Here is a 15,009-nt window from a genome sequence, read left to right as displayed (position 1 = left end):
TGGGGCTCAATTCAATACGCGTTGATTACTTAATCAACGCGTGCATCTCTTGGACTGAAATCACTTTTTCAGTCGGATCTGCACTCAGTGACATTGTGGTTGCAAAACCACCATTCAACGTCGTGTCATAGTGAACCTTATACTGCAATGCGCTACGACGGATTAGTTTTGAGTCTTCAATCGCTTGACGCCCTGCGGTTGTATTCACGATGTAATCGTACTCACCATTCTTAATTCTATCTTGAATGTGTGGGCGACCTTCATGTACTTTGTTAACTAAGCGCGGGTTAATTCCTGCTTCACCAAGAACAATCGCCGTACCGTGCGTTGCATCTAGCTCGAAGCCATGTTTTAGCAATTTAGCCGCTAAATCAACAACGCGAGTTTTATCGCCTTCACGCACGGACAACAATGCTCGACCTGATTTTTTCATGGTTGAGCTGCTACCTAACATCGCCTTAGCAAACGCTTCTGCAAAAGTACGACCAACTCCCATGACTTCCCCTGTTGAACGCATTTCAGGGCCAAGAATTGGGTCAACACCTTGGAATTTGTTAAATGGCAGAACCACTTCTTTGACTGAATAGTAAGGAGGAATAACTTCTTTCGTCACACCTTGCTGGGTCAATGTCTGGCCAACCATAACACGAGCAGCCACTTTTGCCAGCGGTACGCCCGTTGCTTTTGAAACAAATGGGACAGTTCGCGCAGCACGAGGATTCACTTCAATCAAATACACTTCGTTATTTTTGACTGCGAATTGAACATTCATTAAGCCACGTACACGTAATTCGAATGCTAAGCTGCGAACTTGCTCACGCATCACATCCTGAATTTCTTGGCTCAGTGTATACGCTGGCAATGAACAAGCAGAATCACCAGAGTGAACGCCCGCTTGTTCGATGTGCTCCATGATCCCGCCAATCAGCACCATTTCACCATCACAAATCGCGTCAACATCCACCTCTACAGCGTCATCTAAGAAACGGTCAAGTAGTACTGGTGCATCATTTGAGACACTGACTGCAGTTTGGAAATAACGGCGCAGGTCGATTTCATCATACACGATTTCCATCGCACGACCGCCGAGAACATATGATGGGCGTACAACAAGTGGATAACCAATTCCAGCCGCTTTTTCAACAGCTTGCTCAATCGCTGTCACCGTCGCATTTTGCGGTTGTTTTAAATTCAAACGATTAACCGCTTGTTGGAAACGTTCGCGGTCTTCTGCACGGTCAATCGCATCAGGGCTAGTTCCAATGACAGGAACACCGGCGGCCTCAAGTGCACGTGCCAATTTCAGTGGCGTTTGACCACCATACTGTACGATCACACCTTTTGGCTGCTCAATACGCACAATTTCTAGCACATCTTCGAGCGTAACAGGTTCGAAATAGAGACGGTCAGACGTATCATAGTCAGTTGAAACGGTTTCTGGGTTACAGTTAACCATGATAGTTTCATAGCCATCTTCACGTAGCGCGAGTGAAGCGTGCACACAACAATAGTCAAACTCAATACCTTGACCAATACGGTTAGGCCCTCCCCCCAGAACCATCACTTTTGGCTTGCTATGGTTTGGGTTGGATTCACACTCATCTTCATACGTGGAATACATATAGGCAGTATCGGTTGCAAACTCAGCAGCACAGGTGTCAACACGCTTATAAACGGGGTGCAAATCATAACTTTGGCGTAATTTACGTAGCTCAGCTTCTGATACACCAACTAAACTTGCTAGGCGTGCATCCGCAAACCCTTTACGTTTTAATACGCGTAAGAAATCTTTGGTTAAGCCGTTGATACCTAACTCCGCAACTTCTTCCTCTAGACGCACCAGCTCTTCAATTTGTACTAAGAACCAGCGGTCAATGTTGGTTAAGTTGAAGACACCATCAACGGACAAGCCCGCTCGGAATGCATCTGCAATAAACCAGATGCGTTCTGCGCCTGCATCTTTTAATTCACGACGAATGCGCGTCAGTGCTTCAGGGTCATCCTGTTCAACTTTAGGATCAAAACCTGTTGCGCCCACTTCTAAGCCGCGTAACGCTTTTTGCATCGACTCTTGGAAAGTGCGGCCAATCGCCATCACTTCACCCACCGATTTCATCTGCGTGGTTAAACGGTCATTGGTACCCGCAAATTTCTCAAAGTTAAAGCGTGGAATTTTAGTCACAACGTAGTCGATAGAAGGCTCAAACGAAGCAGGTGTACGGCCACCAGTAATATCATTCATCAGTTCATCGAGGGTATAACCGACCGCCAGTTTCGCTGCAATCTTCGCGATTGGAAAGCCCGTCGCTTTAGAAGCTAGCGCTGACGAGCGAGAAACCCGCGGGTTCATTTCAATAACAATTAAGCGCCCATCTTTTGGATTAACCGAAAACTGAACGTTTGAACCCCCCGTCTCAACACCAATTTCGCGTAAAACTGCCATCGAGGCATCGCGCATGATTTGGTATTCTTTATCTGTTAAGGTTTGAGCGGGTGCAACGGTGATTGAGTCACCAGTGTGGATCCCCATTGCGTCAAAGTTTTCGATTGAGCAGACAATAATGCAGTTGTCATTTTTATCGCGAACAACTTCCATTTCATACTCTTTCCAACCAATCAATGACTCATCAATTAATAATTCATTGGTTGGCGATAAATCTAAACCGCGCGTACAAATCTCTTCAAATTCTTCACGGTTGTAAGCGATACCACCACCCGTTCCGCCCATCGTAAACGATGGGCGAATAATACAAGGGAACCCCACATCGTCTGCAACGGCATACGCTTCTTCCATGTTGTGAGCAATACCTGAGCGTGCAGTACCTAAACCAATTTTTTTCATCGCTTTATCAAAGCGTTGACGATCTTCGGCTTTATCAATGGCGTCTGCTGTTGCACCAATCATCGTAACGCCAAACTCAGCAAGAACCCCTTTACGCTCAAGTTCAAGCGCACAGTTAAGCGCTGTTTGCCCACCCATTGTTGGTAAAATTGCATCAGGACGTTCTTTTTCAATAATTTTACGAACCACTTCCCAGTGAATCGGCTCAATATACGTCGCATCGGCCATCTCTGGGTCGGTCATAATCGTCGCAGGGTTAGAGTTAACTAAAATGACACGATAACCTTCTTCACGTAAGGCTTTACATGCTTGAGCCCCAGAATAATCAAACTCGCATGCTTGACCGATAACAATTGGACCCGCACCTAAAATCAGAATGCTTTTTATGTCTGTACGCTTTGCCATGATTTGCTCCCGATTATTGTGCGTTTTGACGTGGTGTGGTTTGACGATATTCGTTAATCAAATCAATGAAGTGATCGAATAAATTGGCTGCATCATGTGGCCCTGAACTTGCTTCAGGATGGCCTTGGAAACTAAATGCAGGTTTATCTGTACGGTGAATACCTTGTAGTGTTCCATCAAATAGTGACTTGTGAGTCACACGCAATGTATCGGGAAGTGTAGATTCATCGACTGCGAAACCATGATTTTGTGCCGTGATCATCACAATATCTCGATCCAAATCTTTCACAGGATGATTTGCTCCGTGATGACCAAATTTCATTTTCAGGGTATTTGCACCGCTAGCTAAAGCCAATAATTGGTGCCCTAAGCAAATACCAAAAACAGGGATATCCGTTGTTAAAAATGTTTTAATCGCCTTGATTGCATAATCACATGGCGCTGGGTCGCCAGGGCCATTCGACAAGAAAATTCCGTCTGGATTCATTGCGAGTACTGCTTCTGCTGATGTTGTCGCAGGCACCACCGTTAAACGACAACCACGGTCAACTAACATGCGTAGAATGTTGCGTTTTGCACCGAAGTCGTAAGCAACAACATGCAATGGTAACTCTTCAACTGATTTAGCACCTTGTTGGCCGTTTTCTAGCGTCCATGAGCCTTGGGTCCAACTATAGGCTTCTTTAGTACACACTTCTTTTGCCAAATCTAACCCATTAAGCCCAGAAAAGTTACGTGCTTTTTCTAGCGCAAGCGCCACATCAGGGTTATCTCCTGCAATAATGCACCCATTCTGAGCCCCTTTCTCTCTCAATAAACGGGTCAGTTTACGTGTATCGATATCTGCAATTGCCACAACCTTGTGGCGCTTCAGATACTCGGATAGCCCTTCTTGCCCACGAAAGTTACTGTAAACCAATGGTAAGTCACGAATGATTAAGCCTTGAGCATGAACATTTGGGGATTCTTCATCATCAGCATTAGTGCCGACATTACCAATATGGGGATAAGTGAGAGTAACAATTTGGCGGGAATAGGAAGGGTCTGTAATTATTTCTTGATATCCGGTCATTGACGTATTGAAAACGACTTCTCCAACTGCGGCCCCTTCAGCACCGATGGCACGCCCGTGGAATTGGGTTCCGTCTTCCAGAACCAATATAGCTGACTTAATCAAAACACCCTCCGGAGAATAATAAATCACGTTTTTTGCATATTAATTCAGATTTTGCGATCTAAATCAATGCCAAAATGAGTTTTTAAGCAAATTTTTGGCAAATTGCGCGCATTCTAATGATGAGATAGGGTCTTGTCTAGAAAAAAATGCATTTTTTACACTTTTATCTTACTTTTATAGACAACAACCCCAGTTTACTTAACGTGAGCACTGAAAATGATAGCCAATATGAATAAGTAAACGGTTGCCAAGTAAGATAACTGCACAATTGATAATAACGCAGCTTGAATTGAGATTAAAGGGAAATTAACTCGAATAAAAGTCAGTTTTACAGATGAATTAAACGGAAAATATCAATTTAAAATAAAATAATAACAAAAGCCATTATAAACCAATAAACAATAAATAATTTATTGATTTATAATGATAATTTATAATAAAAAATCAAAGATCATCAAGACAAAGCACATCTTTCATATCATATAACCCAGATTTTTTAGAAAAAACCCAAGAGGATGCTTTAATAGCACCATTTGCAAAGGTCATCCTGCTTGATGCCTTATGTGTGATCTCTACGCGTTCGCCGATATCAGCGAACATCGCCGTATGTTCACCAACAATGTCTCCTGCTCGAATTGTTGCAAAACCGATAGTGCCAGCTTCACGCTCACCAGTATAACCTTCACGGGTATATACTGCGCAGTCTTTTAGATCCTTTCCTAGCGCACCCGCAATAGATTCCCCCATAGCTAATGCAGTACCAGACGGAGCATCAACTTTATGACGATGGTGAGCTTCCACAATTTCAATATCGGTGTAAGTTCCCATCACTTTTGCTGCTTTTTCCAGTAATTTAAGGACTAGATTAACACCGACGCTAAAGTTTGCCGCGAACACAATTGGAATGACTTTTGCCGCATCAGCAATAGCTTGTTTCCCTTGTTCATCAAAACCTGTTGTGCCAATAACCATGCCCTTTTGGTTAGCTTTGCAAAATGCTAAATAATGCAGCGTGCCTTCAGGCCGGGTGAAATCAATAACAACATCAAAATCATCAACGACTTTATCAAGAGAATTCGTAATATAAATTCCTAGTTTACCAACTCCTGCAAGCTCACCTGCATCTGCGCCAATCAGCGAAGAGCCTTCTCGCTCAATAGCAGCGCCTAATTGAATGCCATCTTGTTGTTGTGCCGCTTGAATTAACTGCCGTCCCATACGACCACCTGAGCCGACAATCGCAACACGTACCACTGAATTTTCCATGGTTCATCCTTTTTCATTATTGATGCAAATGACTAAATTTAAACTGAGTATCTCACGTGAATATCAATATTTTTCACAAACAATTTAGTTTATTATTGCGTTACAGATTAACCATCATGATGAGATTCTGCCAGTATTAATCGACAGTTATTAACAAAAACGTAGAACGTGGACTGATTATCAGAAAAAGTGTTGATGATAAGAAAAGTAGGAAAGAAAAAATCAGAATAAAAAAGACTGAGCCACCTTGATGATACAAAATGACTCTTTGAATAATATGCTGCTATGTATGCTATGTATTAGTTAATTTCTTTAACTTCGACTCGCAATTCTTTTGGCACTTCAAAAACAATATTTTCTTCACGGCCTTGTAGTTCAACAACAGAGTCTGCACCAAGCTCTTTTAATCTATCAATAACTTGACGAACTAAAATATCAGGCGCTGACGCCCCAGCCGTTAAACCAATAATATTTTTATCCGTTAGCCACTCAGTTTGGATGTCTTCTGCACCATCAATCAAAAATGCAGGTTTTTGCATTCTTGATGCAAGTTCAGCAAGACGGTTTGAGTTTGATGAGTTTTTAGAGCCTACAACTAGCACAATATCTGCACGCTCAGCCAGCTCTCTTGCCGCTTCCTGCCTATTGGTTGTTGCATAACAAATATCATCTTTACGTGGCCCAACAATACTAGGGAAACGTGCGGTTAGTGCATCAATGACATCTGAAGTGTCATCCACAGAAAGTGTCGTTTGTGTCATAAACGATAAATTATTTTCGTCTTTAACTTTCAATTTCCAAACATCTTCTGGGCTTTCAACAAGATACATACCACCTTCAGGGTTGCTATATTGCCCCATTGTCCCTTCGACTTCTGGATGCCCCGCATGCCCAATCAAAATCGCTTCTTTACCTTTACGGCTTGCACGAGCGACTTCCATGTGTACTTTAGTCACTAGTGGGCATGTTGCATCAAATAGCATGGTCAAATCACGAGAACGTGCTTCTTGGCGGATAGCTTGTGACACACCATGTGCAGAAAAAATTAAGATTGAACCATCTGGTACTTCAGAAATTTCTTCAATAAAAATAGCACCACGCTGACGCAAATCATCAACTACATAACGGTTATGAACCACTTCATGACGAACATAGATAGGTGCGCCGTATAGTTCTAATGCCCTTTCTACAATGCTAATTGCGCGGTCAACACCAGCACAAAAACCACGAGGGTTAGCCATTAATATTTGCATTGTGATTCTCCAATTGCGGGTCTACTTCAAGCACTTCAATTTCAAAGCTAATTTGTTGCTCAGCGAGTGGGTGATTAAAATCAACAGTGATCGATTCACCTTCGATCGATTTTACTACACCAGGCATTTCGCTGCCATTCATTGCGGTAAATAACATGATAGTCCCAATTTCAGGGATACCTGTATCCATAAAATCACGCAATGAAAAATACTGCACTAAATCAGGGTTATGTTTACCAAAAACAGTATCACCAGGTAATGAAAAATTTTTCTTTTCACCTTCGTTAAGCCCAATTAATTTGGCCTCAAGTTCAGGTGATAACGAATCATTCCCTAACACAAACAACGCAGGCTTTCCTTGTGCGTGTGAAGAATCGGCTGTAGAGCCATCTTCCAATTTCAATGTGAAATGCAGTAAAACTGCGCTCTGAGCCTGTATTTGAGTAGACATAAACCAAACCTATTTTGTCATAAAATTCAGCCCAGAAAATCTGGGCTGTGTGTCATTACATTGTAACCTATTGTGCTACCAATTTATTTGGCTTTTTCCTGCTTTGGCTTTTCTGGTAAAAAACCTTCCAAAATAACTAAAGCAGCACCAATACAGATTGCCATATCAGCTAGGTTGAATGTTGGCCAGTGCCAATTACCGACATAAATATCAAGGTAATCAACGACAAACCCATGAACCAGACGGTCGCTAAGGTTGCCAATTGCCCCGCCAATAATGAGTGCGTAAGCAATATTGGATAGGCGTTTTTGCGCGCTTTGGCGGTACATCATCACCATTAAAATAATGGAAATTCCCACCGCAATACCCGCAAAGAACCAACGCTGCCAGCCGCCTTCATCAGCCAAGAAACTAAATGCCGCACCAAAATTTTGGGCGTACATGATGTTGAAAAATGGCATTACAGCATGTGGTTCATACAGATTCAGGTCTTTTAGCACCAACTGCTTTATTCCTAAATCTGCCACGATAATCACGATGGTTAGCCATAACCAACGCAGGCCAGTAGAACAAATAGGCGTCTTCATTAAGCAAACTTACGCAATTCGCCGTCACCGGCTACGTTCGTCACACAGCGACCACAAATTTCTGGTTGCTCGCTTGATGAGCCGATATCGCTCGCATAATGCCAGCAACGTGGGCATTTTTCGCCTTCCGCTTTACTAAAGGCAATTTTAAGGCCTTTTAACTCGCTCTCTTGCGCATCAGCAGACGCCGTTGCAATATCCGCGACAGTCGCTTGAGAAGTCAGCAGAACGAAACGCAGTTCATCACCTAAACTTTGCAGTTTGTTTGCTAAGTCTTTATCTGCATATAACGTCACCGCAGCCTCTAGTGAGCCACCAATGTGTTTATCTGTACGCGCTTGCTCTAACACTTTATTCACTTCACCGCGAACCGCCAGCAGTTCAGACCAGAAGCTGTTATTCATTTCATTTGACTCATCTAAACCAAATAAGCCGTTATACCATTCTTCGGTTAGAACGAATTGAGCACGTTTTCCTGGTAATTCATTCCAGATTTCGTCTGAAGTGAAAGAAAGTACTGGGGCTATCCAACGTACTAACGCTTCAACGATATGGAACAGAGCTGTTTGGCAGCTACGACGCGCTAAGCTGTCGCCTTTCGCTGTGTACTGACGGTCTTTAATGATATCCAGATAGAACGAACCCATTTCGATAGAGCAGAAATGCATTAAACGCTGAATAACGGAAAGGAAATCATATTCATCATACGCTTTGGCGATTTCTTGTTGTGCTTCAAGCGCACGGCTAACCGCCCAACGGTCTAACACCACCATGTCTTCAGGTTTCACCATGTCCGTTTCTGGATTGAAACCATTAAGGTTCGCCAACAAGAAGCGGGCAGTATTACGAATACGGCGATATGAATCCGCTGCACGTTTTAAGATTTCATCAGAGACCGCGATTTCACCTGTATAATCCGTCGAAGCAACCCATAGACGCAGAATATCTGCACCCAGTTTATTCATGACATCTTGTGGACTTACCGTATTGCCTAATGATTTAGACATTTTACGGCCTTGGCCATCAACGGTGAAACCGTGCGTTAACACTTGGCGATATGGCGCTTTGCCTTTCATTGCTGTTGATAACATCAATGAGGACATGAACCAGCCACGGTGTTGGTCAGAGCCTTCCAAGTACATGTCAGCTGAATTACCATGGAATTCAGGACGTGCATCAACTACGGCAAAGTGTGTAGACCCAGAGTCAAACCAGACGTCTAGTGTATCTGGTACTTTACGGTAGGTTTCAGCTTCATCACCCAGTAATTCAGCTGGGTCAAGATCCCACCATGCTTGAATACCGTCAACTTCAACACGTTTAGCGACTTCTTCCATTAATTCTAACGTACGAGGATGCAGCTCTTCCGTATCTTTATGAACAAACAAAGACATCGGCGTTCCCCAAGTACGCTGGCGAGAGATACACCAGTCAGGGCGGTTTTCAACCATTGACTCAATACGTGCACGACCCCAACCAGGGATCCACTGAACGATATCAATTTCTTTCAATGATTGTTCGCGTAAGCCATTTTTATCCATGCCAATAAACCATTGTGGTGTTGCACGGAAAATAACGGGGGTTTTATGACGCCAGCAACATGGGTAGCTGTGCGTGATTGCTTTTTTATACAGCAACGCGCCTTTTTCATTTAACAGCTCAACAATTAAATCATTAGCTTTAAAAATGAACACACCATCCAGTGTTGGATAGGTATTGGCTAAGAAACAACCGTCTGGCCCAACAGGGTTTGCTGTCTCTAAACCGTATTTTTGGCCAACCACATAGTCCTCAGGACCATGACCTGGCGCAGTATGAACGGCACCTGTACCTGCATCTAATGTAACATGGTCACCTAAGATAGCAGGAACATCAAAGCCCATAAATGGATGTTCAAAACGCAGCAGTTCAAGCGCAGAACCTTCACATTCACCTAAAACTGCCCATTCGTCGATACCAACAGTTTTCATTACATCTTCAACAAGGTCAGCTGCTAAAATGACTAATTCGCCATTCGCTTGTACCAAGTTGTATTTAAATTCAGGATTCAACGAGATTGCGCGGTTAGCAGGCAATGTCCACGGTGTTGTTGTCCAGATAACCAGTGATGGCGTTTTATCACTCGTAACCCCGAATTTTTCACACACCACTTTGCTATCTACTGCAGGGAAACGAACGTAGATAGATGGGGAAGTTTTGTCATAATACTCAACTTCAGCTTCAGCTAATGAAGAACCACATGCTGTACACCAATGAACAGGCTTAGCACCTTTCACTAAATGGCCGTTTGCAATGGTTTTTGCTAACGCTCTGATGATGTGGGCTTCGGTTTTGAAGTCCATGGTTAAGTAGGGTTTATCCCACTCACCTAATACACCAAGACGTATAAAGTCAGCTTTTTGGCCTTCAATTTGCTCTTTTGCATATTGGCGGCATTGTGCACGAAATTCAGCGGCGGAAACTTTTTCTCCTGGTTTACCCACGATTTGTTCAACTTTGTGTTCAATCGGTAAGCCATGGCAATCCCAACCAGGAATATACGGGGAATCATAACCCGCTAATCCTTTGGATTTAATAATAATATCTTTGAGAATTTTGTTAACTGAGTGACCAATATGAATACTGCCGTTAGCATATGGAGGGCCATCGTGCAGAATAAAGGTTTTCTTGCCCGATTTTGCTTTACGGATTGCTTGGTACAAACCTTCTTTGTACCAGCGCTCTAACATCTGTGGTTCGCGTTTAGCAAGATCGCCACGCATTGGGAACCCTGTTTCTGGTAGATTCAGGGTATTTTTATAGTCACTCATCGATTCTCAGTTCCAATTTTCCGCTAAATTATCTGATTCCTATTGCAGTAAGATATTCTCTTGCTGCAATTACATCATTAGCAATTTGCTCCTTAAGCGCTTCCAACGAAGCAAACCGCTGCTCATCACGTAATTTCTTACGTAACACTACATCGATATGACGCCCATATAAATCCATAGTGGCATCAATCAGATGAACTTCTAACTGCGTTCCTTTTCCAGATACAGTCGGTCGTGTGCCGATATTCGCCACACCAGGCAAAGGCTTATCACCTAAACCATAAACTTCTACAGCATACACACCCGTCACTGGTGTGACTAAACGTTTTAATGGTAGGTTTGCCGTCGGAAAACCTATTGTTCTGCCAAGCTGGTTACCATGAACCACTCGCCCACTAATACGATAGGCATGCCCTAACAGGTTTTCCGCCAATTCAAGGTCGTTAACCTGAATAGCCTTACGAATGGCCGTGCTGCTGATGCGAAGACCTGAATCACAAAAGCTTTCTGTATCAGCAACCTCAAACCCAAACTCTTCACCTGCTTGCTGCAAAAAGGCAAAATCCCCCATGCGATTTTTCCCAAAACGGAAATCATCACCGATGGCGAGATATTTCACCCCTAATTTGTCAACCAGTAAATCTGAGACAAACTCAGCGGGTGTTAAAGAGGCAAAGTGCTGGTTAAATTCAACACAAAGAAGGTAGTCAATACCACTGTCTGCGAGGTATTTAACTTTATCTCTTAAACGTGTCAAACGCGCAGGCGCTTTGTCACCAATAAAAAATTCAAGAGGTTGTGGCTCAAAAATCATCACAACCGTAGGTAAGCCAAGTTCCTTACCCTTGAGTTTCAAATTTTGAAGTAATACTTGGTGCCCACGATGAACACCGTCAAAATTACCAATAGTCAGCACGCAACCATGATGGCACGCCCGGATATTCTGTATACCGCGAATTAGCTCCATAACAGGCTCAATACCGAGGAAATTGCAGGATTATACCTTGTACGACGCATAAGGTTAACCTTAGTTCGCAAAAGGTTACATTAAACCCTATTTTTTTGATTCTAACACGACCTAATAGCCATCTATTTTACGTGAACAACAAGCCACAATGCTACCCAATATGAGCAATTAGGCATAGATATCAAAAAATGTTGGGATAACCAATGGATTATCAATACAACAAATTTGTTCCGAGGTCTCTAAAAATATTCAATTTTTATCGTTTTCTCATCAATGCCTATAGCTAAACACATTTCGTGATTAATAAGCAATCAATAAGCGAGCAAATATCATACTCCCCTCTTATTGATGGGCTAAAATTTTTTTCTATCGTGATTGTTTTTAATTTTCTGACATCAATTACGCATTTTTTCACGCTAAGATCTGTATTCTTCTCATATTTGCTGATAGAATCTTGCACCATTCACAGCGCATGGACATCGAAGTACACGATGTTTATTTGCACAAATCCATTGACAAATGCAGGGCGAAAGGGCATATTCCTCGACCTTTGAATTGTCCTCAATAGAATACATTTGGGAGTTGGACCTTGGCTAATATCAAATCAGCTAAGAAACGTGCCGTTCAGTCAGAGAAACGTCGCCAGCACAACGCTAGCCGTCGCTCTATGGTACGTACTTTTATCAAGAAAGTTTACCTTGCTATCGCTGCAGGCGATAAAGAAGCTGCTCAGAAAGCATTCAATGACATGCAACCTATTGTTGATCGTCACGCCAGTAAAGGCCTGATCCACAAAAATAAAGCAGCACGTCATAAAGCTAACTTAGTTGCTCAAATTAAAGCAATGTAATTTTGCTTCTTGATTAGCTAAAAAAACCGGCCTAGGCCGGTTTTTTTATTTGCTTAATTTACTGCCCTAACTTGTCAAATGACACTGAAAATAATTCTGAAAAATCTTTATTGCAAACTCGCTGCACTGCTGGATGCTGAATCATTCTTTCTGCAAAAATAACGTAATATTCTTCTTTTACATTTTCTAATCGCCCTAATTCTACAATATCTTCTCCGCCTAAAAGGTCAGGTGTATACTGAGAAGGAGCAACAAAAATAGCATTATAATGCATGCCAAACGCTTTCATTAATGCAGCATCATCGAACTCGCCTAATACCTCAACTTGTAAATTTTTATTCCGTATCCAAGCTAAAATATGCCGACCTAAAAGATAACGTCTTCCAGGAATCAGTAAGCGACGCTCTTCTAAACATTCAGGAAATGGCTTTTTCGGTATTGGCTGACGGCAAAAAAAGCTCATACTGCATTCACCCAATTTAACGGAAAACAGGCCTTCCTGCTGTGATGAATCAACTGGGCAGTCCGATAAAATCATATCCAACTTATGTTGGCTAAGTTGCTCTAATAATAGCTCGTGAGTTGATTCAAAACAGCGCAAGTGAATCTGTTCATGCTCAACAACTGTCGTTTCCAATATTCGGCTAACTAACTGTTTTGACAATGTATCAGCAACACCAACATCAAATAGTAAGTTGGACTCTCTGCTGTAATTAACTATATCGAGCATTTCTTGGCTAAGCATAAACATTTTATCTGCGTAGCGAAAAATAAGTTGCCCGAGTTCGGAAGGCACTAAACCACGCCCCTGTCGCTTAAATAATTTACCACCTAAACGCTCTTCTAGCGCCTTGATTTGGCCTGTTATGGTCTGAGGAGTCAGGTAAAGTGCTTCAGCCGCCCCCACGACAGAGCCCTCTTTACATACATGCCAAAAGTAGTAAAGATGGTTAAAATTTAAATGTGAAACCCGCATATCGATTCCTTTTGTATCGTCAATAACCACACTTGGTGCTATTCACCATACATATCTACCTGTCCCCATGAATCAGGGGCTTTTATTATGTATAACCGTAGTGTATCTGCAAAAGATACACTACGGCATATCATAGAATATTAGTTCGGAAATTCTTACTAAGAATTAACTAAATTACTTTATAATTCTAGTTCACGCTAACTGTTTTTGTTTCGGTAAGACTACTCTTAACATAAAATAACCGAGCACTGCTGCCACTGTGGAGCCAATTAAAATACCTAGGCGTGAGTAAGTACTATATACCTCATCAATACCATCGAATGCGAGCCCAGTTATAAAAATAGACATAGTAAAACCGATCCCACATAACACCGAAACGGCAAAAACTTGCTTCAAATTAATCGACTCAGGTAATTTCGCAAAGCCAAGTTTTACCGAAATCCAACTAAATAAGAAAATCCCAATTGGCTTACCCAATACTAACCCTGCAGCCACACCAAGCGGTAACGGACTCAATAACCCATCAAAGGTGATGCCTTGTAATTGAACGCCTGAATTTGCAAATGCAAAAATAGGTAAGATTAAATAGACAACCCACGGATGTAAGACATGCTCAAGCTCTTCAGAAGGTTTTGTTTGATTTGTGCCCCTTAATGGAATTAAGAAACCAACAATCACCCCCGCCAATGTAGCATGAACACCTGACTTTAATATACATACCCACAATATCAGCCCTATAACTAAATAAGCTGCTGTATTTTCCACTTTGCGCCAATTCATAGTGACCAATATTGCAATACATAAAGCAGCTAAGCCGAGCGCAATCATTGATACAGAGCTTGTATAGAAAAAGGCAATAATCACAATAACACCAAGATCATCGATAATAGCTAGCGCCAATAAAAAGACCTTTAACTCAGTGGGTACGCGCTTACCTAATAACGCCATAACACCTAAAGCAAATGCAATATCTGTTGCCGCTGGTATTGCCCAACCTTGTTGAGTGATTTCATTTCCACCATTAAAAAGCAGATAAATTAGCGCAGGAACAATCATCCCACCTAATGCTGCAATTGCTGGAAATATAGCTTTATCACGACCAGCTAAGGATCCTTCCAATAATTCACGTTTAACCTCAAGACCCACGACTAAGAAAAAAATAGCCATTAGGAAGTCATTAATCCATAAAATTAATGGTTTATCTAGCCCAAAGTCTGAAATTTTAATCGATACTGGGATCGTTAAAAATTGCTGATAAGCGCCTTGCAATGGCGTATTAGCCATAATCAAAGCAACTATGGCAGCAATAATCAGGAGTAAGCCCCCTGCTGCTTCTAACCTTAAAAATTTACGAATAATTGCTGTCATTTATTTTAACCTCAATATTTTTTGAATGTTAATATTATGCTAATTATTAATTCGTAA

Annotated in this window: 11 protein-coding genes; 1 reads left to right on the top strand and 10 read right to left on the bottom strand. The window is 42.1% G+C overall.

The window, feature by feature from the left end:
* Positions 1 to 25 precede the first annotated feature (25 nt).
* From carB to ribF, 8 genes are all read right to left on the bottom strand, one after another.
* Positions 26 to 3,247 carry a carbamoyl-phosphate synthase large subunit gene (gene carB / locus M1F05_RS03295; RefSeq protein ID WP_206084539.1) on the bottom strand — a complete coding sequence of 1,074 codons (3,222 nt, stop codon included), beginning with the start codon at positions 3,245 to 3,247 and terminating at the stop codon, positions 26 to 28.
* A gap of 13 nt (positions 3,248 to 3,260) precedes the next feature.
* The gene (carA, locus tag M1F05_RS03290; RefSeq protein ID WP_206084538.1) at positions 3,261 to 4,424 is read right to left on the bottom strand and encodes a glutamine-hydrolyzing carbamoyl-phosphate synthase small subunit; all 1,164 of its coding nucleotides are present in this window, start codon (positions 4,422 to 4,424) and stop codon (positions 3,261 to 3,263) included.
* A 444-nt stretch (positions 4,425 to 4,868) separates the two neighbouring features.
* A complete protein-coding gene (gene dapB / locus M1F05_RS03285; protein WP_206084537.1) occupies positions 4,869 to 5,690 on the bottom strand; it encodes a 4-hydroxy-tetrahydrodipicolinate reductase in 822 nt (273 codons plus the stop codon).
* Between the two features lie 299 nt (positions 5,691 to 5,989).
* Positions 5,990 to 6,943 carry a 4-hydroxy-3-methylbut-2-enyl diphosphate reductase gene (gene ispH, locus M1F05_RS03280; protein ID WP_206084536.1) on the bottom strand — a complete coding sequence of 318 codons (954 nt, stop codon included), beginning with the start codon at positions 6,941 to 6,943 and terminating at the stop codon, positions 5,990 to 5,992.
* Positions 6,924 to 7,394, bottom strand: a complete 471-nt coding sequence (gene fkpB / locus M1F05_RS03275) for an FKBP-type peptidyl-prolyl cis-trans isomerase (protein WP_206084535.1) — start codon at positions 7,392 to 7,394, stop codon at positions 6,924 to 6,926. Before fkpB ends, ispH begins: the two co-directional genes overlap by 20 nt.
* 83 nt (positions 7,395 to 7,477) lie before the next feature.
* Positions 7,478 to 7,981, bottom strand: a complete 504-nt coding sequence (lspA, locus tag M1F05_RS03270) for a signal peptidase II (protein ID WP_206084534.1) — start codon at positions 7,979 to 7,981, stop codon at positions 7,478 to 7,480.
* Positions 7,981 to 10,791 carry an isoleucine--tRNA ligase gene (gene ileS, locus M1F05_RS03265; RefSeq protein WP_206084533.1) on the bottom strand — a complete coding sequence of 937 codons (2,811 nt, stop codon included), beginning with the start codon at positions 10,789 to 10,791 and terminating at the stop codon, positions 7,981 to 7,983. The genes lspA and ileS overlap by 1 nt, the downstream gene beginning before the upstream one ends.
* A 28-nt stretch (positions 10,792 to 10,819) precedes the next feature.
* A complete protein-coding gene (ribF, locus tag M1F05_RS03260; protein WP_206084532.1) occupies positions 10,820 to 11,758 on the bottom strand; it encodes a bifunctional riboflavin kinase/FAD synthetase in 939 nt (312 codons plus the stop codon).
* A 589-nt stretch (positions 11,759 to 12,347) separates the two neighbouring features.
* Between ribF and rpsT the strand changes: the two genes are divergently transcribed.
* Entirely contained in the window at positions 12,348 to 12,608 is a 261-nt protein-coding gene (gene rpsT / locus M1F05_RS03255) for a 30S ribosomal protein S20 (protein WP_006662810.1), read from the top strand.
* A gap of 58 nt (positions 12,609 to 12,666) precedes the next feature.
* Here rpsT and nhaR read toward each other — a convergent pair whose 3' ends face one another.
* Entirely contained in the window at positions 12,667 to 13,584 is a 918-nt protein-coding gene (nhaR, locus tag M1F05_RS03250) for a transcriptional activator NhaR (RefSeq protein WP_206084531.1), read from the bottom strand.
* A gap of 192 nt (positions 13,585 to 13,776) precedes the next feature.
* Positions 13,777 to 14,952 (bottom strand): Na+/H+ antiporter NhaA, encoded by a 1,176-nt coding sequence (nhaA, locus tag M1F05_RS03245; RefSeq protein WP_206084530.1) that lies wholly within the window; start codon positions 14,950 to 14,952, stop codon positions 13,777 to 13,779.
* Between the last annotated feature and the right edge of the window lie 57 nt (positions 14,953 to 15,009).

Source organism: Providencia sp. PROV252, assembly GCF_033676005.1.
GTDB classification, from domain to species: domain Bacteria; phylum Pseudomonadota; class Gammaproteobacteria; order Enterobacterales; family Enterobacteriaceae; genus Providencia; species Providencia vermicola.
This window is presented reverse-complemented; position numbering and strand designations above follow the sequence as displayed.

What these genes read in the sequence shown, in the direction of transcription:
- ileS (WP_206084533.1), bottom strand. Translation starts at nt 10,791, where the DNA reads ATGAGTGACTATAAAAATACCCTGAATCTACCAGAAACAGGGTTCCCA.
- fkpB (WP_206084535.1), bottom strand. Translation starts at nt 7,394, where the DNA reads ATGTCTACTCAAATACAGGCTCAGAGCGCAGTTTTACTGCATTTCACA.
- dapB (WP_206084537.1), bottom strand. Translation starts at nt 5,690, where the DNA reads ATGGAAAATTCAGTGGTACGTGTTGCGATTGTCGGCTCAGGTGGTCGT.
- lspA (WP_206084534.1), bottom strand. Translation starts at nt 7,981, where the DNA reads ATGAAGACGCCTATTTGTTCTACTGGCCTGCGTTGGTTATGGCTAACC.
- carB (WP_206084539.1), bottom strand. Translation starts at nt 3,247, where the DNA reads ATGGCAAAGCGTACAGACATAAAAAGCATTCTGATTTTAGGTGCGGGT.
- nhaA (WP_206084530.1), bottom strand. Translation starts at nt 14,952, where the DNA reads ATGACAGCAATTATTCGTAAATTTTTAAGGTTAGAAGCAGCAGGGGGC.
- ribF (WP_206084532.1), bottom strand. Translation starts at nt 11,758, where the DNA reads ATGGAGCTAATTCGCGGTATACAGAATATCCGGGCGTGCCATCATGGT.
- ispH (WP_206084536.1), bottom strand. Translation starts at nt 6,943, where the DNA reads ATGCAAATATTAATGGCTAACCCTCGTGGTTTTTGTGCTGGTGTTGAC.
- nhaR (WP_206084531.1), bottom strand. Translation starts at nt 13,584, where the DNA reads ATGCGGGTTTCACATTTAAATTTTAACCATCTTTACTACTTTTGGCAT.